Below are 17,828 nucleotides of genomic sequence, written 5' to 3'. Positions count from 1 at the left end.
CTCAGTGCGACTCCGGATCCGGCAGCTCCATCCGCGCCAGGCGTGCAGGGTCGATGATCGAGGTGAGGGCGACGATGCGGCCGTCCGCGACGGTGCAGGCCATGAGGCCCATCGGCCGTCCGTTCGGCCCCCACACCAGGATGCCGGGCTCCCCGTCCACGCTGACGCGGCGGGCCTGCATCCTGCTCGGGTCGCCGCGACGCACGGCATCGAGCACGCTCTCGGCGCCCGCACCGGTGGTGCGCCGGCGCGCGGTGAGGCGGTGCCAGGTGACGTCCGGGTCCAGCAGCGTGAGCAGCGCCTCGAAGTTCCCCTCGCGGGCCGCGGCGAGGAAGGCGTCCACGACCTCTCGGCGCTGGTGCAGGGAACCGGTGGGCACGGGCTGCTGCTGGAGGGTGCGCCGGGCGCGGCTGGCCGCCATCTTCGCGGCCCCGGGTGTGGTGTCGATGATCTCGGCGATCTGCGCGAAGGGCACCGCGAACACGTCGTGCAGGACGAAGGCGAGACGCTCGGAGGGAGTCAGGGAGTCCAGCACCACCAGCATCGCCAGTCCTACGGCGTCCGCGGTGAGCGCGGTGTCCTGCGGGTCCTCGACGTCCTCGGTGACCACGGGATCGGTCTCCCAGTCCTCGAGCGCCGTCTCGGCCTGCGCGGTGCGGCGGCGCAGGGTGTCGAGGCAGATCCGGCCCACCACCCGGGTGAGCCACCCGGCCAGGTTCTCGATCCGGTCGCCGCGATGCCGGTCCAGCCGCAGCCAGGCCTCCTGCACGGCGTCCTCGGCGTCGTCGCGCGAGCCGAGCGCCCGCGCGGCCACCGCCAGCAGGCGTGGTCGCTCCTGCTCGAACGCCTCGGCGAGGGTGCGCTCCTGCATGGTCGTTACCTTCCGTCGCGATGGGTCGTCATCCCTGTGACGGAGCAGCACGCTCCGAGGTCACATCTCGAGAGGACACGATCATGACCACCGTTCTGTGGATCATCACCGCACTGCTGGCCCTGGCCTTCACCGTCGGCGCCCTGGCCCAGATGCTCCTCCCCCGGGAACGCTACCGCGCCCTCGGCGAGAGCCAGGCCTGGGTCGAGGACTTCAGCGCCGGGCAGCTGAAGGCCATCGGCACGATCAAGCTGATCGGCGCCACGGGACTGTGGCTGCCGGCGGTGACGGGCATCGCCGCGGTGCTCTCACCGCTCGCCGCCTGCGGGCTGGCCCTGTTCATGGCCGGCGCGGCGACCACGCGGTTCCGCCGTGGCGAATGGCGCTTCATGGCCGGGGACGTCGTCTTCGTGCTGGCCTTCGCGCTGCTCGCCTGGGGTCGATTCGCGCTGGCGCCGTACGGGGGATGAGCCTCAGCGGGCCAGTGCCTCGTAGTGCTCCTGCATCGCCGGGTAGTAGTCCTCCCACGCCACCTCCGCCGCGTCCCCGCCCGCGAGGCTGCGACTGAGCCGCTCGAGGTAGTACTCCCAGCCGGGGCCGATGCTTCCGACCGGGCCCGCGCCGATCACCTGGGTGAACAGCAGGTTCGTGCCGTCCTCCGCGGCGGACAGCTCCGCGCGGACACGCCAGGCGTCCTCGCCGGCGCCCAGCTCCACCGACAGCAGGCGCGGTGTGGTGCAGGTGCTGATCGTGCACTCCTGGGGGGTGGCGACGTCGTCCTCGGCCGTCATGAGGACGGCGACGCGCCCGGTCGAGGGGTCTCCCTCGAGGCGGCCGAACCACGGCTCGAGGCCGGCGGAGGTGGTCAGCGCCGCCCACACGCGGTCGACGTCCGCCGGGACGGTCCGCTCGATCTGCAGCTCGCGCCCTCGGGGTGAGCCGACGACGGCACCGTGAGGTTCTGGGGCCGGATGCATGGCGCGCTCCTCTCCGAGATCGTGACCTCGACTCTTCCAGGTCACGAGGGGACACGCCAGGCCCCGACACTCGCCACGACCTCCCCACCGATACCCTATAGGGGTATACGCTATGGCCGTCCGACCCGCAGTCCCCCATAGGAGGAGATGACCATGACCATCCGAGGACCGCTGAGCCGACGGGCCGCTCTGCTCCTGGCCGGCACGGCCGCGCTCGCCGGATGCACCGGCGGCGCGGAGGACGACCCGCAGGCCGATGCCGGCTCGGAGGACGGCCACGATTCGGGCCACGACGCCCCGCAGGGCTCCGGCCACGACACCGCCGAGGACGACCCCCACGCCGCGCACGCCCCCGACGGCGGCCCGCCCCCGGAGGGCATCGCCGAGGCCGCCGATCCGACCTACCCCGTGGGCACCACGGTGATCCTCACCGCGGACCACATGCCGGGCATGGAGGGAGCGGAGGCCACGATCTCCGGGGCGTTCGAGACCACCACCTATTCCGTCTCCTACACCCCGACCGATGGCGGGGAGCCGGTCACCGACCACCGCTGGGTGGTCCACGAGGAGCTGGTCGACCCCGAGGAGGCACCGCTGCCGGAGGGCTCCGAGGTGGAGCTGCGCGCCGAGCACATGCCCGGGATGGACGGCGCGGAGGCGACCATCGACAGCGCCACCGGCGAGACGGTGTACATGGTCGACCTCACGATGGACGGCATGGAGATGACGCGCCACAAGTGGGTCGTCGAGAGCGAGATCGAGCCGGCGTCGTGAGCACCCCGGCACCGGCGCGCCGCACGCTGCTGGGCGGCCTCGCCCTGGCGCCCCTGGCTCTCCTGGCCGGCTGCACCGGCGCCTCCCCTCAGGAGGCACTCCTGCGGGACCTCGGACTCGAGGGCATGGGAGCGCGCGAGATCATCGACCACTTGGACGCGCTCCCGCTCGACGAGCGCCCCCAGGGCATCCTCGCGGCGGTGCACCCCACCGAGCTCGTCCTGAGCGACGAGAGTGGGCGCGAGGCAGCGCTCCCGCTGCCCGAGGACTCCTTCTACCTCTCCGTCGCGCCGTTCCTGCGCACGACGCATGACTGCCATCTCCACAGCCTCACCACGTGCCTCGGGGAGCTCCCGGAGCAGGAGATCTCGGTGCTGGTGACGGACGATGCCGGCGAGGCGATCGTCGACGCGACGGTCACGACGCAGCCGAACGGCTTTCTGGGTCTCTGGCTGCCCCGTGGCAAGGACCTCGCCGTGACCTGCTCTGCCGACGGGAGGAGCGGGTCGGTCGAGGTCTCCACGCGCGGCGACGGGGCGGCCACCTGCCTGACCACGCTGCAGATGACGGCCTGAGGGCCGGCGAGCCCCGAGGGAGGGGCGAGCCGTCGAGCGGCCGTGCCGGTCACGTGTCCGGCCGCTCGACGTGCTCGGGGATCATCCGGTCGTCTCAGCCGAGGGTCTCGATCGCGGACCGCACCGGACCCACCGTGCCCGGCGAGGCATCGTAGTTGCCGGTGATCACGGTGACCGCGACCTTGTCCTCGTCGAGCGCTGTGGTGTCGGCGCCCTTGACGGTCTCGGACGTCATCGTCGTGGCGATGTCGAATGTCGTCTCCTCACCGACCTCGGGCAGGCTCCCACCGGAGTGCTCGACGTCGACGAACCCGGTCCCCGTGCTCGTGATCTCGACGCCCTCGGGCTCCCCGCCGTCGTCGACGATCGGGTAGTTCACGTTCAGGCCCACGCCGGTGGGGAGGATCGCACCCTTCTTGCTGTGCTCGTCGAGGGAGTCCACCAGGTCGACGACGAAGTCCGCGGTCTCGGCGTAGGGGCCGCCACCGTCCGGCGCCCTCTCGGTGCTCACGGCGATGGCCGGGACGCCCTCGTTGAGCGCGGTGGCGGCCGCCCCGACCGTCCCGGAGGTGATCGACGCGGCGCCGATGTTCTGCCCGGTGTTGGACCCGGAGATCACGAGGTCCGGTGCCTCGTCGGCGAACACGGTGGAGAGACCGAACTCGGCGGCGTCGGCAGGACTGCCCTCGACCCAGTACTTCCCGGGCTCCGGCTGTCCGACGGCGAGGGCGCCGGAGTAGGTGGTGCGGGCGCCGCTGCCGCTCTGGTTGGCCGCGGGGGCGACCAGGGTCACCGAGTGGCCGGAGGCCACGAGGGCGTCGTACACCGCCGTGATGCCCGGGGCGTCCCAGCCGTCGTCGTTGGTCAGCATGATGCTGAGCGGCTCGTCCTGCGAGCCCGGGCCGGAGGCGGGGGACGCGACGGCCGAGCCCGCGAGGGAGGTGGCGACGAGGGCTCCGGCACCGACCAGGACCCCGAAGGTCGAGGCGACGGCACGGCCAGGGGTGCGACGGGCGGGACGGTGTTCGTTCATGCGAAGTCTCCTTGTGGATGGCGAATCTGGGCCGTCCAGGAGGTGACCACGGCGCGATGACCGAGGGGTGAATGGCGGATGGAGCGGTGGCGAGCAGGAGGTATCACCTGCAGGTGAGTGCCCATTTCTCGCACCGACGGCGTGCCGCAGAAGGGGCGTTCACGATTCTCGGATCAGCCTTGTGCGGCACATTCCGCGCCGGTAGTTTCGGACATCGAGTGAGGACGCCCGCATGCGACGTGCTCGACCGACGACGGGAGGGTCCATGTCCAAGGGCTACTGGGTCAGCGTCTACCCCACGATCGAGGACACCGAGAGCCTCGAGGCCTACAACGAGCTGGCCGGTCGGACCGTCGCGGCCGCCGGTGGGCGGGTCCTCGCCAGCATCGGCAGCCGGGTCGAAGCCCACGAGGCCGGACTCGCCGAGCGTGTCGTCCTCATCGAGTTCGACAGCTTCGAGCAGGCGGTCGCCGCCCGCGCGAGCGCGACCTACCAGCAGGCGCTGGCCGCACTCCCCGACGGCTTCGAGCGCGACTTCCGCATCGTCGAAGGCCTCGACTGAGCGGGGAGCGCGGTCACCGCTGTGCTCCCCCGGCGCCTCACACCGTGAAGCCTGCGCTCGCGCGATCCACCGCCTCCCGGATCGCGCCGGCCCGCGCCTCGGGCCTCTCGACGGCGAGCGCCGCCGCGGCCGCAGCACCCATGCACGCTCCGAGGTGCGCGGACAGCAGCGGCCAGCCGGCCGGGTCCGGGAACCGCTCGCGGAGAGCGTCGGCCAGAGCGGACTGCGCTCTCTGCAGGCGGAGGGCGAGCGATGCCGGCAGGCCGCGTGAGGTGGCGATGAGCTCGGCACGGAGGTCCGCGAGCTCGTCCGTGCCGGCGCTCGGGTCCTCGAAGAGGTCGAGGAGCACGGCCATCACGGCCTGGACACCCTGGTGGGCCTCGGCACCGGGGGGAAGGTCCTCGAGCGCCCGCGCGGCACGGGAGATGTGGCCCTCCAGGTAATGGAAGAGCACGTCCTCCTTCGACGGGAAGTGGAGGAAGAAGGTGCGGCGCGCGATGCCCGCACCGGCGGCGATGTCGTCGATCGAGGTCCGGGCGACGCCCCTGTCGAGGAACAGCCGCGTGGCCGCGCGGACGATCGCGCTGCGCGTCTCTGCCCGCCGGCGGTCACGGATCCCCGACTGCTCGCTCATCCGACGAGCGTAGCCGACGAATGATGCACTAGTGTATGAGTGCACTAGTGCATGAGTGCACTAGTGCATCGACGAGGAGGGGTCATGGCAGAGCACACCGGCCGGACGTATGTGATCACCGGCGCCGACTCGGGGATCGGCGCCGCCGTCGCCGGGAGACTCGAGAGGGACGGCGCGTGCGTCATCCGTTGCGGCATCACCGAGACGGTCGACGTGCGCGCCGACCTCACGACTCCCGTGGGCCGCACCTCCGCCGTCGACCAGGTCCGCCGCCTGGCCCCGGCCCCCATCGACGGCGTGGCCCTGGTCGCGGGCAGTCCGGACGGGCGCATCGCGGTGGGACTCAACTACTTCGGGACCGTCGCGCTGCTCACCGCGCTGCGCGAGGATCTGGCGCGGGGGCCCGCTCCGCGGGTCGTGGTCGTGAGCTCTGCAGCCTCCCTCTCCGCCGGTGACGCCGATCTGGTCGACGCCTGTCTCGCCGATGACGAGCCGCGTGCCACGGCGATCGCCGAGCAGCTGGTCGCGCGCGGGCGCGGAACCGTCATCTACCGGTCGACGAAGATCGCCCTGAACCGGTGGCTGCGGCGCCACGCCGGGCAGGACGACTGGGCCGGCGCCGGCATCCTCCTCAACGCCGTCGCCCCGGGCATCGTCGAGACCGAGACCGCCCGCCGGACGATGCTCGCCGACGCGGCGAGCCAGCGGGTGCTCCAGGACGCCCTGCCGCAACCCCTCGGGATGCCCGGCCCGGTCGAGCCGGTCGCCGCAGCCGTCGCCTGGCTGCTCTCACCGGACGCCGCGTTCACCACGGGTCAGATCCTCTTCGTGGACGGCGGCGCCGAGACGACCCTCCGCGGGGAGGAACCGTTCGCCTCCGGCGTGCGGTACGGGCCGCTGCGGATGGCACGGATGATCGCGTGGACGGTCATCGGGCGGGTGCGCTCGCGTGGAGGGCGGTGAGGTGCGGGGGCTGCCACGACCAGACCTGGTGCGATCATTTTTTGGTGGACGCCAGGGGCGCAGGGAAATACTGTCCAAACGGTGATCAGCGACCCACTGTCTGCCGCCGAGATCGTGACCGACCGTTTTGGCTGGGCTCGGCCGCTGGCCATGACTCCGGCCGGCGAGGGCCACATGGGCCGGATCTGGCGCCTTGCGACATCCGATGGGTCCTACGCGGTCAAGGAGCTGCACTGGGCCCGCGACATCGATGCCGAAGAAGCTGCTGTTGCTCGACAAGCAGCGTTCTGCGACGCCGCTCGAGCGGCGGGGGTCGCCGCGCCGGAGAATCTGCGCACGACGGAGGGCCGGTACATGGCCGCACTGCCGACCGAGCACGGCGGCGGTCTGATCCGTGCGTACGAATGGATCGACGGTCAGCCGCTTCGGGGATCCGATCCGCGACCAGCGGCGTGGGCGGGCGAGGTCGCGGCGATCATCGAAGGAATCGCCGCTCCCGCCGGCGATCAGATGCCCGATCCGTGGTCCACGCTGGCACCATCGGCCGATGACTGGGCTGTCGTGGTCGAGCGTTGCGAAGCCGCCGGTGCACCGTGGGCCGACGAGCTCCGAAGGGCGGTCCCTGGCTTCGTTGCTCTCGCCGACAAGATCGAACCACCCCGGCACGATGAGCTGATCATCGCGCACACGGACTTCCAGCCGCAGAACGTCCTGCGTGAGCCCGACGGCCGGCTCGTCCTGCTGGACTGGGACGACGCCGGCCCGGCTGCGCCACGGCGCGTCCTCGGCCAGCTCGTCAACAACTGGCACATCCACCACACCGACGTGGATCATGACGGGCCTCGGCAGACTTTCCGCGGATACCGGGACACCGGCGGCACCGCCGCGATCACCCACGTCACCGACCTCGGCGATTCGATCTGTGGGTACCTCAACCACGTGGTGTCGCAGGCCGACCTCGCCCTCGATGTCACCCGGCCTGCGGGCCTCACTGGCGCCGCCCGTCAGCGGATGCCTGGCCTGTTGCAGCACCCGCCGATCGCGACCTACCGAGAAGCGGTCCGGGCAGCAGCCGCTCTCTGAGTGCTTCCCGCTCTGGGTTCCGTCGGTCCGCAATGCGCCTGCCACCCGGGCACGGCCCGTCCTCGGCCAGCTGGGCGCTCGGGACAGCATTTACGTCAGCAGCTGACCGGCATATCGAGTCGCCGTGCACAGGTTCTCGATGTTCACGGGGTCGCCGTGGTGTTGAGCTTCCCAGTAGTAGGAGGCGACGAACCTCGCGTACGAGATGTCCAGTGCGAGGCCTTCGTCCGCACTGGCGGCCTCGCAGAAGCTGCGGTTCAGGTCGGCCATCGTCGCGACAGGGTCCGTGGAGCCCACGATCGAGGTCAACGTGCTTCGCAGGATGGTGTGGGCTTCGTTCTCGCGGGGACCCGCGAGGTAGGAGGGGTCGATGGCCACCCACTCGCCCGGTGATCTGCGCATGATGTTCGCAAAGCTGAGGTCCCCGTGGGTGAGCGTCGCGTGGTGGCTCTCTCCCAGTCGCTGCACGCGGTGCACGGCGGCGGCGAACATGTCCTCAGGGAGGGCTGCGCCCATACGGTGTGCCTCGGCGTGCTGTTCGTCGAGCTGTGCGAGCCACTTGTCGATGCCTTCCGCGAGACGTGGCGCATCGTCGGGCGCGGGCACGGAGGCGATGCTCCTGGCGACGCCGCCGGCTATGGCGGCGGCACGGAGAGGGTCCGCGGGGTGGGTGTGCTCGGCAAGGGTCGGGCCAGGGATGTGCTCGAGGAGGAGGGCACTGCGCTCGAGGTCCGCGTCGTAGACCTCGACGGCGCCGTGGCCCGCCAGCGCGCTGAGCGCGCGGTGCTCCGCGCGCGCGTCGGCGATCGGGGAGGCCAGCTTCAGCGCCGCAGGGCGAGCGTCCGGCAGGAGAACGGGGATGACGATGCTGGCACCGCCGAAGAGTGGTTCCCCGGACCGCTCAAGGTGCCATCGTCGAGCGAGCTCCTCGGGAACATCAGAGATCGCTTCCAGCCACGGCCTGCACGCGGCGTCGTCCTGGGCGAGCACGCGGGCGCGGAACGAGGAGTCGGTGGAGGGGAGCCAGGTCATGGGGGCATCGTGGCAGACGATCGCCGTCGCGCGCCCTTCCTTGATCGCAGCTGTCCTGACGGTCGACGTCACCGGCTCATCCACCCGGCCAGGGGCCTCCCCGACGCTGCATGGATGAGCAGCTGACGGACTGGCAGAGCCCGAACACTGCTCGGGCCCCTCTTTCTCGGGTGCACCCCGGTCCGGCACTATCCGAGCCTCGTGCAGACGACCTCTCCCCCGAACTCCCCTGATTGAGCGATGACGGCCAGACCGTGCATCTCCAGCTCGCGCCGGAGATCAGCAGGCCTCAGATGACGACGGATCGGGGCGAACCACGTGCCTCCCAGCAGTCGCGCCCCTCCCGTGCCGCGCGAGCTGTGCGTCCATACGATCCCTGTGTCGGGGTCATACCAGTCAGCGCCGTAGTCCCTGGCAGGTTCGAACATCGCGGTTGTCAGCACGAAGATCCCGTCCGGCTTCAGCGATCGGTGCACGCCGTTCAGGACAGCTGCCCGGTCCTCATCGGCAACGATGGACTGCAGGCAGAAGCAATCGACCACGTAGTCCACAGGATGACGAGGCCCTGCCCCTCGGCAGATGTCGCCCACCTCGAACTCGACCTCGAGGCCGCGGCTCGCCGCCCGCTCGCGAGCGATATGGATCGCATCAGGGACCAGGTCCATCGCGTGGACCGAGTAGCCGCGCGACGCCATGAAACACGCGGCTCCTCCCGTGCCGCACCCGTACTCGAACACGGTGCGGCCGGCTCCCTGACCCGGCAGCTCGCGCTCGAGGGCGTGGCGCGCAGCGAAGCGGTCATAACCCCGCGCGCTGTCCTCGTCGTGGAGGTCGTTCCACTGGTCCAGGCCTTCGGCCCGGATCCGTGCGTAGGCGTCGACATGTTCTCGCTCGTAGTACTTCATCAGTCCCCCTCGGCGCAGAGCCACGATCCAGGTGTATGAGGTCAGGACGTCCTCGACACGTTCGTGCACGCGGGTGTCCGGGGCAATGAGCGGTGATCGTGGTTCAGTTCCCCGTCATCCAGTCGAAGGCAGATGTCGTGCCGTCGACCACGTCGTCGACAGCGTCTCCGATGGCGTCTCCGAAGTCACCGAGGATGCCCCCGGAATCGCCGTCGTCGCCACGGGGGCCGATGCGGCCCACCGTCGTCGTCACGAAGTTCTCGCGGAACTCCTCGATGGACATCTCGACGGTCTCCTGAGGCCCGTTCGGGTCATCCATCCCCTCGGCGCCCCACGGGTTCACCACGGTCACGGTGCCGTTCTCGCGGTCCACCGCCGTCACCGAGTAGGCGTGCGTGCCGACGATGCGGGAGTCGTCGGGCATCTCGTTCCCGGCGGTGTCGGCGACGATCGGGCGCCCTTCGTCGAGCATGGTCGCCATCTCCTCGAGTCCCGGCCGGTCATCGCCGGCGTACCGGGATGCCGGCTGGCCGGTCATCGCCTCGAGCGCGTCCTCGGGGAAGATGCCGTTGAGCGCTTCGTAGTCGCCCCCGTTGTGCATCATCCAGGCTTCCTCGTAGATGCTGGCGAGAGTCTGCTCGCCGGATTCTCCGGTGGCGCCGTCGGCCAGGATCTCCCGCTCGATCCGGTAGGTCACCGGGTCCCCGTGCTCGTCGTACATCGTCACCGTGTACACACCGGAGGGGCCCTCCTCGACCTGCTGGCGCAGGAACTCCGGGTCCATGTGTCCCAGCGCCCCGAAGGAGGCGAGGAGGCCGCAGTCACCCCACCGTCCCTGTGCGAGGTTCTCCGGAGAGAGGGACTCGTCGTCGTCAGGGATCCCCTCGTCGATCGGCTGGCGATCCCCGTTCCGGCCGATGCCCTCGTCGGTGTTCGAGCGGGACGGTGCTCCCTCTCCCCCGCCGGCTCCTCCTTCCGGAGCGGAGACAGCGTTCTGTTCCTCGGCTTCACGGTCGAGTTCAGCAGCGAACCCCCGCAGCCGCTCCTCCAGGTCGATGAGGCGAGCGCAGACCTCGTGAGTTCGTGCCCGGAACAGTTCTGCATCCGGTCCGGTCCAGGAGACAGCGGCAGTCGTTGAGCGCAGCCACTCCCCGGTCGATGCGAGGTCCCCCGCCCGTGCTTCGTAGCGCCTCGCACACTGCACGAGCTGCGCCGTGTCGGCACCGAGGAAGCTCATGAGGTTCCGTGGTCACCCGGTGTCAGTCCGAGTCGAACCTGCCCGGCCCCTGGGGCGGGTCGCGGACGCTCCCCTGGCGGTTCCGTGTCCACCCCGTCCAGCCGAATGGTGCCGACCCCCGGGATGTCGACGCTCTCTCCCTCGGCCAGCGTCACCGTCTGCGCGCCGTCCCCCGTGGAGATCTGCAGGCGCGCGCGGCTCGGCTCGTCCGGGCCGCTCTTGGCTCCGGCGATGCTGATCAGCGCACCGTTCCACCGCCTCCGCGACGCGAGCGGGAAAGCCTGGATCTCTTCATGGGACATGGATGCCTCCTGGACGCCGCTCACGGCGGTGCGGACGTGGGCTGCATTACAGTGGCTGTCACTGTAGGGCGCCCCGGGACCGCACGCCAAGGGGACGTCCGCCCGCCGCAGGGCGCGCCCCACGATCGGACGAGGAGGCACGCTGAGGTCATGATGCATCGTGTGCGCCGGTGGCGGCCCGCAGGAACTCTCCTCGTCGTGTCATGCCTCAGTGCGGCGCTGCCCGCGTGCTCTCCGGCCCTCGAGAATCCTCCCGCTGAGAAGACCGAGATGCTCCCGGAGGGGGCACGCACAGTGGATCTCGACGTCGGGGAGACGGTCCAGGTCTCCTTCGGGGAGTTCAGTCCCGGCGTCGGAGACGACTGGGGGGTAGTCCGGGAGGAACCGGAAGGCGTCGTGGACGCGACGATGGTCGCCGGCAGTGATGTCGCCGGCGTCGACGACGCCGACGAGGCTCCGGGCAGCAGCACTCCGCTTGCGCTGGAGCTCACGGGAGAAGCGGCCGGTACGACCACCGTGCACACGCTCTACTGCTACCGCACCGCGGTGGAGGAAGACTGCGACCAGGGCCCTGGGGGGCCTGTCGAGCCGCGGCTCATCACGGTCACGGTTCGCTGATCCCTGCCGTGGAGTCCGACGAGGACCTGACGCGAGATGAGAGGACACACGGGCGCGTCGCTGTGCTCGCCCTGATCATGCCGACCCCCGGAGCCACGATCATGGCTCCGGCCAGGGTGGGCCCAGTGGGGATCGAACCCACGACCCGCGGATTAAAAGTCCGCTGCTCTGCCAGCTGAGCTATAGGCCCCGACCCGCCAGGCGGGCCCGCCCATCGTACCGGCGCCCCGACGCGCTCCTCTGCGGCGTCCGGCGCCGTGGACGGGCACCGCTCCCCCGCCGTGGCGCCGGGCCTCCCGCTCGGCGCCACGGGGGTGATCAGCGGGAGGCCGAGCCTGCGCTGCGCACGTCCTGGTAGTCGCTGACGTCCTCGTCCACCCACACCTCGACGTTCGGGATCTCCGGCAGGTCCTGCGCCAGGAAGATCGGGTCGAGGCCCTGGGAGCGCTGCTGCTGATAGTGCCGCAGCAGCTTGAGCGCCGTCGGGGTGAGCAGGGTGATGACCACGAAGTTCACCAGCGCGATGAAGACCATGCTGACGCCGGCGATCGCCCAGGCGAGATCCACGGCGATCATCGAGCCGATGAGCACCACGCCCACCACGGCGAGGCCGAAGGCGATGTGCCAGCCGCGCTTCGCGGTGAGGAAGTGCATGTTCGCCTCGCCGTAGGAGAAGTTGCCCAGCACCGAGGTGAAGGCGAGCAGGAACATGATCGCGGCCAGCAGGATCGCGGACCAGCCGCCGAGGTTCTCGGACAGCGACTGCTGGACCATCACCAGGCCCTCGCCCCCGGCGGTGATGTCAGGGAAGGCGACGAGCACGATGAATGCGGTGATGGTGCAGATCAGCAGGGTGTCGAAGTAGACGCCGAGGCTCTGCACCAGGCCCTGCTTGACGGGGTGGCTCACCGAGGCGGTGGCGGCAACGTTCGGGACCGAGCCCATGCCGGCCTCGTTGGAGAGCATGCCGCGCTGGACGCCGCCGGCGATCACGGCACCGATGCCGCCGCCGATCGCGGCCTGCGGGGAGAAGGCCTCGGTGACGATCTGGGAGATGACGCGCGGCAGCTCGCCGAGGTTCAGCGCCACCACCACGAGGCCGATCAGCAGGTAGAGCATCGCCATCAGCGGCACCATGCTCTGCGCGACCCGGGCCACGCGGCGCATGCCGCCGAAGATGATCGCGGCGGTCAGCACGGCCAGGACGATGCCGAGGGCCGGGGCGAGCCAGGACAGCGAGGCCGGATCGGCGTAGACGCCGACGGCGCCGGTGACCGCATCGACGATGGTGTTGGCCTGCAGCGAGGTGAAGGCCAGGGCGAAGCAGAAGATGAACAGAATGGCGAAGAACATGCCGAAGCCCCGGCTGCCCAGTCCGCGCTGGATGTAGTAGGCGGGACCGCCCTTGTAGGTGTCCGAGCCACGGGTCTTCCACAGCTGCGCGAGGGTGGACTCGATGAAGCTGGCGGAGGCGGTCAGCAGGCACATCACCCACATCCACAGCACAGCGCCGGGGCCGCCCAGGAAGATCGCTCCGGCGACGCCGGAGATGTTGCCGGTGCCCACGCGCGCGGCGGCGGAGACGCTGAAGGCCTGGAAGGCGCTGAGCGACTTGGTGCGGGGGCGGCGCGATCCGGGGCCGGCGACCGCCTCGCGCTGCGCGCGCTCGGTGATGGAGGAGAGCATCGCGGGGAACATCCGGAACTGCACGCCGCGGGTGCGGACCGTGAAGTAGAGGGCCAGCACCACGACGACCGGCATCCCGACCCAGGTCCACAGCCATCCTTCGGAGGCACCGAGGAACTCGTTGAGCGATTCGAGGAACGTCATGGGGCTCGACGGTATCGGGCGGCCCCGCCGCACCCCCACCACCGACCAGTCGGCGAGAGGCCGCGGGACGCTCTGCGACGCCGTCCAGCGCCTCTGACGTACCCGCGCGCGCGAGGGCCGCCCGACCCCGCGGTCGTGACGCATGCCACACGAGGGTGCGCCGACCGCCCGGGCGGCCCGTGCCGGGCGACCACATCGCCGCAGGCCGCACGGAGGGATGCCCCCTTGTCCGACAATCCGATCCACGGATCCTCGGGCATCACGTTTAGGTCACGACACTCCGAGGAAGCCCCCCGTTCTCGGGGCCCGGGGTCCACATCTGACGGCGTTCTCGTTAGCGTTGGGGATCGTGATGGGCCAGTTGACCACGCCGACAGATGACCGCCTTCCGACCCCCCGCTCGACCGCAGGACCCGCCTCCACCGGCGCCGATGGCGCCGCGGACGGCCTCGAGATCCGCTCCACCGTCCATCCCGACGGTGCGGCCATGTGGCGGATCGCCCGCGATTCCGGGGCGCTCGATCTGAACACCTCCTACGCCTACCTGCTGATGGCCCGCGACTTCGGGGCCACCTGCCGGCTGGCGGTGCAGGACGGCGAGGCCGTCGGCTACGTGCTCGGCTACCTCCGGCCCGACGCGCCGGAGCACCTGTTCATCTGGCAGATCGCCGTGGACTCCTCCCAGCGGGGCCGGCGGATCGCCGCCCGCCTGCTCGATGCGCTGGTGGCGGACCTCCCGCAGGTCCGCACCCTCGAATCCACCATCACCGAGGACAACACCGCCTCCCAGCGGCTGTTCGCCGCCTTCGCGGAGCGCCACGGCGCCACGCACCACGTGACGCCGCTGTTCGAGGAGTCCCACTTCCCCGATCCGGGCCACGCCGCCGAGCAGCTCCACCTCATCAGCGACCTCGGCAGCGCCTCCTGAACCCACCGGACCCGACCGGCCACCGTCGGCACGGGCGCCCCGGCGCGCCCGCAGGCCGCCCCACAGACCACCCGCACCCACCCACCCAGGGAGATGTCATGACCACGACCGCACCGAAGCCCACCACTCGCCGCAGCGAGGATCCCGTCGAGCTCGAGTCCGAGGTCCGCAGCTACTCCCGCGGCTGGCCCGCCGTCTTCACCCACGCGAAGGGCTCCGTGCTCACCGCGGAGGACGGCCGCGAGTACATCGACTTCTTCGCCGGCGCCGGCACCCTGAACTACGGCCACAACCACCCCGAGCTGAAGAAGGTCGTCATCGACCACTTCGTCGAGGACCGCGTCGTGCACGGCCTGGACATGTTCACCGATGTGCGCCGCCAGTTCCTGCAGACCTTCGACGAGAAGATCCTCCAGCCCCGCGGCCTGGACTACAAGGTCGCCTTCCCCGGCCCGGGCGGCGCCAACGCCGTCGAGGCCGCGCTGAAGCTGGCCCGCAAGGTCACCGGGCGCGAGTCCGTGGTCAGCTTCACGAACGGCTTCCACGGCATGACGCTGGGCGCCCTGTCCGTCACCGGCAACTCGATGAAGCGCGGCGGCGCCGGCATCCCCCTGGTGCATGCCACGCCGATGCCCTTCGACGACTACTTCGGCCAGATCGTGCCGGACCACATGTACCTCGAGCGCCTCCTCTCCGACGGCGGCAGCGGCCTGAACAAGCCCGCCGCGGTGATCGTGGAGACCGTCCAGGGCGAGGGCGGCATCAACGCCGCCCGCGCCGAGTGGCTGCGCGGCCTCGCCGCCCTGTGCGCCGAGCACGAGATCCTGCTGATCGTCGACGACATCCAGATGGGCTGCGGCCGCACCGGCGGCTTCTTCAGCTTCGAGGAGGCGGGGATCGTGCCGGACATGGTCACGCTCTCGAAGTCGATCAGCGGCTACGGCATGCCGCTGGCCCTGACGCTCATCAAGCCCGAGCTCGACATCTGGGAGCCCGGCGAGCACAACGGCACCTTCCGCGGCTTCGGCCCGGCCTTCGCCTCCGCCACCGCCGCGATCGACCTGTTCTGGAGCGACGACGAGTTCGAGAAGGTCACCATCGCCAAGGGTGCCTACGTCGAGAGCCGCTTCAACCAGATCGCCGCCCGCTTCGAGGAGCACGAGCTGATCGTCAAGGGTCGCGGCCTCGCCCGCGGTCTGCAGCTGCCCTCCGGTGAGCTGGCCGGGCAGGTCGCCGCCCAGGCCTTCGAGGAGGGTCTGCTCGTGGAGACCTCCGGTCCCGACGACGAGGTCGTCAAGCTGCTGCCCGCCCTCACCATCCCCGAGGAGCAGCTGCGCGCCGGCCTGGACATCATCGAGAAGGCCGTCGCCGAGGCCCTCGGCGCCTGAGACCCCCCACCCCCGTCGGCCCGTCGTCCCGTGCGGCGGGCCGACGCCCTGCGTGCCCACCGGCCCGCAGGTCCCCTGGACCATCCACCGGAAGGAACCCACCATGCTCGTCCGCTCGCTCGCCGATGTCGAGGACACCGACGCCGACATCAAGTCCGACACCTGGCGCTCCAAGCGCATCATCCTGGCCAAGGAGGGTGTGGGCTTCTCCGTGCACGAGACCACCCTGTACGAGGGCACCGAGAGCTACTTCTGGTACGCCAACCACATCGAGGCCGTCTTCGTCACCCAGGGCGAGGGCGAGATCGAGGACATGGCCACCGGCGAGGTGCACCAGCTCGCCCCGGGCACCCTGTACCTGCTCAACGACCACGACAAGCACAAGGTCCGGGTCCGCCAGGAGATCAAGTGCGTGTGCGTGTTCAACCCGCCGGTCACCGGCCGCGAGGTCCACGACGAGAACGGCGTGTACCCCCTGGTGGTCGAGGAGACCGCCTGATCGACGCACGGGCGAGGAACAGACCAGGCAGACAGCACCGCCTGACCTGACGCAGAACAGGCCGTGAGCGTGATGCTCGCGGCCTGTTCTGCGCCGGAAGATCGCTGGCGGGCGCCTCGCCCACGGTGAAGGACGGCCAGAATATGCGCACGAAGGCCCTCGATGCGGCCTTCCTGTGCATATTCTGGCCGTCCTCGGTGGATCAGGGCCTCAATGCCCCTCGCCGAGCGTCCCGGAGAGGCGCTCAGGCCTTCTTGCGGCCCACGATCTTCAGGATGATGCCGAGGGCCAGCAGCACGGCGCCGATGATGCCGCCGAAGACCCCGATCAGGATGCCGCCCACGCCGGCGAAGATGCCGCCGATGGAGACGGGCGGCCCCACGGCGATCGGGGTGCCGCCGCAGTCCACGGTGTACTCCCCGGCGTCCTTCGCGGTGAAGGAGTCCACGGACACCCAGGTGGTGTCCCCGGTGCCGATCGTGCTGCTCTGCGACGGGCCGGGGCCCACCGAGGACTCGGAGGGGCCGCTGATCGTGCACTCGACGGGGGCCATCGCGTTCTCGTCGGCGTAGACCTGCAGCTCCTCGCCGGCCTCTGCGGAGATGGTCCCGGAGCCGCCGGAGAACTCCTCGAGGTCACCGGTCGAGCCGACCACGCCGCCGATCCCGATCACCGCGAGCACGATCCCGACGATCACGCTCAGCGCGAGGATGACGCCGCCGATGATCATGAGGATCGTCGGGGCCTTCGACGGCTTCTTCGGCGCCGGCGCCGGAGTGCCGTACGGGGAGGGCGCCCCGCCCTGCGGGGAGAGCGGGTTCTGCGGCGCAGAGGAGCTGGGCACGGTCACGGTGGTCTCCTGGAGGGATGGAACGGAGCGGGGACGCGATCAGGTTATCGTCCGTCCTGCTCTCTTCGGCTGTGCCTAGACTGCTCGGCATGCCCGATCCCCTCGTCCTCGCCGCCGACGTCGAGACCGAGCTGGTCGAGAAGCGCTCGCGGTTCCTCACCCGGCTGCACCGCGTGGAGGACCTCGAGCAGGTCGAGGAGCGGCTGCGCGCGGCCCGCTCCCAGCACCCCGATGCCCGCCACCACTGCTCCGCCCTCGTCCTCGCCGAGACCCCGCAGCGCGCGCAGGTCCACCGCTCCCACGACGACGGCGAGCCGTCCGGCACCGCCGGGATGCCGATGCTGCAGTCCCTGCTGCAGGCCGGTGTCGTGGACACCCTCGCGATCGTCATCCGCTACTTCGGCGGCACCAAGCTGGGCGCCGGCGGGCTGCTGCGCGCCTACACCGCGGGCGTCGAGCAGGCCCTCGGCGCGGCGGAGCTGCTGCGCCGCACGGAGCTGTCCGTCGCGGAGATCGAGGTGCCGCCGGCGCAGATCGGTGTCGCGGAGAACGCGGTGCGGCTGTGGGCCGCGAGCCGCGGCGCGCAGATGGAGCCCACGCAGTACGGCGCCCGGCGGGCGACGCTCACGGTGCTGCTGGCCCCGGAGGACCTCCCGGCGCTGGCGGCGGACACCGCGCGCTGGTCCTCCGGCCGCCTCGCCGTCGAGGAGACGGGACGGCGACGGGCCGACGTGCCGCGCTGAGGGGCGTTCCCGGTGGGCCGAGGG

Annotated in this window: 21 protein-coding genes and 1 tRNA gene; 11 read left to right on the top strand and 11 right to left on the bottom strand. The window is 70.7% G+C overall.

All coding sequences use genetic code 11. The features are described from left to right. Nucleotide 1 precedes the first annotated feature (1 nt). The gene (locus CXH06_RS03010; RefSeq protein WP_114853669.1) at nt 2-871 is read right to left on the bottom strand and encodes a sigma-70 family RNA polymerase sigma factor; all 870 of its coding nucleotides are present in this window, start codon (nt 869-871) and stop codon (nt 2-4) included. Nucleotides 872-954: 83 nt separating this feature from the next. Between CXH06_RS03010 and CXH06_RS03005 the strand changes: the two genes are divergently transcribed. After that, nucleotides 955-1,341 carry a DoxX family protein gene (locus CXH06_RS03005; protein ID WP_114853668.1) on the top strand — a complete coding sequence of 129 codons (387 nt, stop codon included), beginning with the start codon at nt 955-957 and terminating at the stop codon, nt 1,339-1,341. Nucleotides 1,342-1,344: 3 nt separating this feature from the next. On the opposite strand, the gene CXH06_RS03000 is transcribed toward CXH06_RS03005, so the two are convergent. Then, nucleotides 1,345-1,848: an SRPBCC domain-containing protein gene (locus CXH06_RS03000; RefSeq protein WP_114853667.1), complete on the bottom strand. Its 504-nt coding sequence runs from the start codon at nt 1,846-1,848 to the stop codon at nt 1,345-1,347. Between the two features lie 153 nt (nt 1,849-2,001). On the opposite strand from CXH06_RS03000, the gene CXH06_RS02995 reads away from it, so the two are divergent. Both CXH06_RS02995 and CXH06_RS02990 read left to right on the top strand, forming a co-directional pair. Continuing rightward, nucleotides 2,002-2,622, top strand: a complete 621-nt coding sequence (locus CXH06_RS02995) for a YdhK family protein (protein ID WP_114853666.1) — start codon at nt 2,002-2,004, stop codon at nt 2,620-2,622. Next, nucleotides 2,619-3,197, top strand: coding sequence for a CueP family metal-binding protein (locus CXH06_RS02990; RefSeq protein WP_232820171.1), 579 nt, complete (start codon nt 2,619-2,621; stop codon nt 3,195-3,197). The genes CXH06_RS02995 and CXH06_RS02990 overlap by 4 nt, the downstream gene beginning before the upstream one ends. A 94-nt stretch (nt 3,198-3,291) precedes the next feature. On the opposite strand, the gene surE is transcribed toward CXH06_RS02990, so the two are convergent. After that, the gene (surE, locus tag CXH06_RS02985; protein WP_114853665.1) at nt 3,292-4,230 is read right to left on the bottom strand and encodes a 5'/3'-nucleotidase SurE; all 939 of its coding nucleotides are present in this window, start codon (nt 4,228-4,230) and stop codon (nt 3,292-3,294) included. Nucleotides 4,231-4,462: 232 nt separating this feature from the next. Here surE and CXH06_RS02980 point away from each other — a divergent pair, with 232 nt between their 5' ends. After that, a complete protein-coding gene (locus CXH06_RS02980) occupies nt 4,463-4,792 on the top strand; it encodes a DUF1330 domain-containing protein (protein WP_232820170.1) in 330 nt (109 codons plus the stop codon). A gap of 37 nt (nt 4,793-4,829) precedes the next feature. Here CXH06_RS02980 and CXH06_RS02975 read toward each other — a convergent pair whose 3' ends face one another. Next, nucleotides 4,830-5,426 carry a TetR/AcrR family transcriptional regulator gene (locus CXH06_RS02975; protein WP_114853663.1) on the bottom strand — a complete coding sequence of 199 codons (597 nt, stop codon included), beginning with the start codon at nt 5,424-5,426 and terminating at the stop codon, nt 4,830-4,832. An 84-nt stretch (nt 5,427-5,510) separates the two neighbouring features. Here CXH06_RS02975 and CXH06_RS02970 point away from each other — a divergent pair, with 84 nt between their 5' ends. Further along, a complete protein-coding gene (locus tag CXH06_RS02970) occupies nt 5,511-6,389 on the top strand; it encodes an SDR family oxidoreductase (RefSeq protein WP_157975574.1) in 879 nt (292 codons plus the stop codon). Nucleotides 6,390-6,470: 81 nt separating this feature from the next. After that, complete coding sequence (locus CXH06_RS02965) at nt 6,471-7,472, top strand: phosphotransferase (RefSeq protein ID WP_114853661.1); 1,002 nt, start codon at nt 6,471-6,473, stop codon at nt 7,470-7,472. A 90-nt stretch (nt 7,473-7,562) separates the two neighbouring features. Here the strand turns inward: CXH06_RS02965 and CXH06_RS02960 are convergent, their stop codons facing one another. The 4 genes from CXH06_RS02960 to CXH06_RS02945 form a co-directional block, all read right to left on the bottom strand. Continuing rightward, on the bottom strand, nt 7,563-8,576 hold the full coding sequence (locus tag CXH06_RS02960; RefSeq protein ID WP_157975573.1) for an aminoglycoside phosphotransferase family protein: 1,014 nt from the start codon (nt 8,574-8,576) through the stop codon (nt 7,563-7,565). A 116-nt stretch (nt 8,577-8,692) separates the two neighbouring features. Beyond that, the gene (locus CXH06_RS02955) at nt 8,693-9,409 is read right to left on the bottom strand and encodes a class I SAM-dependent methyltransferase (protein ID WP_157975572.1); all 717 of its coding nucleotides are present in this window, start codon (nt 9,407-9,409) and stop codon (nt 8,693-8,695) included. A 103-nt stretch (nt 9,410-9,512) separates the two neighbouring features. Next, nucleotides 9,513-10,646, bottom strand: a complete 1,134-nt coding sequence (locus CXH06_RS02950) for a C2 family cysteine protease (protein WP_114853659.1) — start codon at nt 10,644-10,646, stop codon at nt 9,513-9,515. Then, nucleotides 10,643-10,948, bottom strand: a complete 306-nt coding sequence (locus CXH06_RS02945; protein ID WP_114853658.1) for a hypothetical protein — start codon at nt 10,946-10,948, stop codon at nt 10,643-10,645. The genes CXH06_RS02950 and CXH06_RS02945 overlap by 4 nt, the downstream gene beginning before the upstream one ends. 270 nt (nt 10,949-11,218) lie before the next feature. On the opposite strand from CXH06_RS02945, the gene CXH06_RS02940 reads away from it, so the two are divergent. Next, nucleotides 11,219-11,566: a hypothetical protein gene (locus tag CXH06_RS02940; RefSeq protein ID WP_114853657.1), complete on the top strand. Its 348-nt coding sequence runs from the start codon at nt 11,219-11,221 to the stop codon at nt 11,564-11,566. Between the two features lie 117 nt (nt 11,567-11,683). Here the strand turns inward: CXH06_RS02940 and CXH06_RS02935 are convergent. After that, a tRNA-Lys gene (locus CXH06_RS02935) sits at nt 11,684-11,756 on the bottom strand. A gap of 128 nt (nt 11,757-11,884) precedes the next feature. Then, nucleotides 11,885-13,396, bottom strand: coding sequence for a sodium:alanine symporter family protein (locus CXH06_RS02930; RefSeq protein ID WP_114853656.1), 1,512 nt, complete (start codon nt 13,394-13,396; stop codon nt 11,885-11,887). Nucleotides 13,397-13,748: 352 nt separating this feature from the next. Between CXH06_RS02930 and ectA the strand changes: the two genes are divergently transcribed. The 3 genes from ectA (at nt 13,749) to CXH06_RS02915 (ending at nt 16,211) form a co-directional block, all read left to right on the top strand. Beyond that, nucleotides 13,749-14,324, top strand: a complete 576-nt coding sequence (gene ectA, locus CXH06_RS02925; protein ID WP_114853655.1) for a diaminobutyrate acetyltransferase — start codon at nt 13,749-13,751, stop codon at nt 14,322-14,324. A gap of 98 nt (nt 14,325-14,422) precedes the next feature. Beyond that, complete coding sequence (gene ectB, locus CXH06_RS02920) at nt 14,423-15,712, top strand: diaminobutyrate--2-oxoglutarate transaminase (RefSeq protein WP_114853654.1); 1,290 nt, start codon at nt 14,423-14,425, stop codon at nt 15,710-15,712. A gap of 103 nt (nt 15,713-15,815) precedes the next feature. Further along, complete coding sequence (locus CXH06_RS02915) at nt 15,816-16,211, top strand: ectoine synthase (protein ID WP_114853653.1); 396 nt, start codon at nt 15,816-15,818, stop codon at nt 16,209-16,211. Nucleotides 16,212-16,455: 244 nt separating this feature from the next. Here the strand turns inward: CXH06_RS02915 and CXH06_RS02910 are convergent, their stop codons facing one another. Further along, entirely contained in the window at nt 16,456-17,061 is a 606-nt protein-coding gene (locus tag CXH06_RS02910) for a hypothetical protein (protein WP_114853652.1), read from the bottom strand. An 89-nt stretch (nt 17,062-17,150) separates the two neighbouring features. Between CXH06_RS02910 and CXH06_RS02905 the strand changes: the two genes are divergently transcribed. Next, nucleotides 17,151-17,804 (top strand): YigZ family protein, encoded by a 654-nt coding sequence (locus CXH06_RS02905; protein ID WP_114853651.1) that lies wholly within the window; start codon nt 17,151-17,153, stop codon nt 17,802-17,804. Nucleotides 17,805-17,828: the final 24 nt, after the last annotated feature.

The sequence above is a fragment of the Brachybacterium sp. YJGR34 genome (genome assembly GCF_003347015.1).
Classification (GTDB): domain Bacteria; phylum Actinomycetota; class Actinomycetes; order Actinomycetales; family Dermabacteraceae; genus Brachybacterium.
This window is presented reverse-complemented; position numbering and strand designations above follow the sequence as displayed.

Excerpts from the sequence above, each read along its gene's own strand:
- CXH06_RS02995 (WP_114853666.1), top strand. The coding sequence starts at position 2,002 with ATGACCATCCGAGGACCGCTGAGCCGACGGGCCGCTCTGCTCCTGGCC.
- CXH06_RS03010 (WP_114853669.1), bottom strand. The coding sequence starts at position 871 with ATGCAGGAGCGCACCCTCGCCGAGGCGTTCGAGCAGGAGCGACCACGC.
- CXH06_RS02970 (WP_157975574.1), top strand. The coding sequence starts at position 5,511 with ATGGCAGAGCACACCGGCCGGACGTATGTGATCACCGGCGCCGACTCG.
- CXH06_RS02950 (WP_114853659.1), bottom strand. The coding sequence starts at position 10,646 with ATGAGCTTCCTCGGTGCCGACACGGCGCAGCTCGTGCAGTGTGCGAGG.
- surE (WP_114853665.1), bottom strand. The coding sequence starts at position 4,230 with ATGAACGAACACCGTCCCGCCCGTCGCACCCCTGGCCGTGCCGTCGCC.
- CXH06_RS03000 (WP_114853667.1), bottom strand. The coding sequence starts at position 1,848 with ATGCATCCGGCCCCAGAACCTCACGGTGCCGTCGTCGGCTCACCCCGA.
- CXH06_RS02975 (WP_114853663.1), bottom strand. The coding sequence starts at position 5,426 with ATGAGCGAGCAGTCGGGGATCCGTGACCGCCGGCGGGCAGAGACGCGC.
- CXH06_RS02955 (WP_157975572.1), bottom strand. The coding sequence starts at position 9,409 with ATGAAGTACTACGAGCGAGAACATGTCGACGCCTACGCACGGATCCGG.
- CXH06_RS02915 (WP_114853653.1), top strand. The coding sequence starts at position 15,816 with ATGCTCGTCCGCTCGCTCGCCGATGTCGAGGACACCGACGCCGACATC.
- ectB (WP_114853654.1), top strand. The coding sequence starts at position 14,423 with ATGACCACGACCGCACCGAAGCCCACCACTCGCCGCAGCGAGGATCCC.
- ectA (WP_114853655.1), top strand. The coding sequence starts at position 13,749 with ATGGGCCAGTTGACCACGCCGACAGATGACCGCCTTCCGACCCCCCGC.
- CXH06_RS02980 (WP_232820170.1), top strand. The coding sequence starts at position 4,463 with ATGCGACGTGCTCGACCGACGACGGGAGGGTCCATGTCCAAGGGCTAC.
- CXH06_RS02930 (WP_114853656.1), bottom strand. The coding sequence starts at position 13,396 with ATGACGTTCCTCGAATCGCTCAACGAGTTCCTCGGTGCCTCCGAAGGA.
- CXH06_RS02940 (WP_114853657.1), top strand. The coding sequence starts at position 11,219 with ATGCTCCCGGAGGGGGCACGCACAGTGGATCTCGACGTCGGGGAGACG.
- CXH06_RS02905 (WP_114853651.1), top strand. The coding sequence starts at position 17,151 with ATGCCCGATCCCCTCGTCCTCGCCGCCGACGTCGAGACCGAGCTGGTC.
- CXH06_RS03005 (WP_114853668.1), top strand. The coding sequence starts at position 955 with ATGACCACCGTTCTGTGGATCATCACCGCACTGCTGGCCCTGGCCTTC.
- CXH06_RS02945 (WP_114853658.1), bottom strand. The coding sequence starts at position 10,948 with ATGTCCCATGAAGAGATCCAGGCTTTCCCGCTCGCGTCGCGGAGGCGG.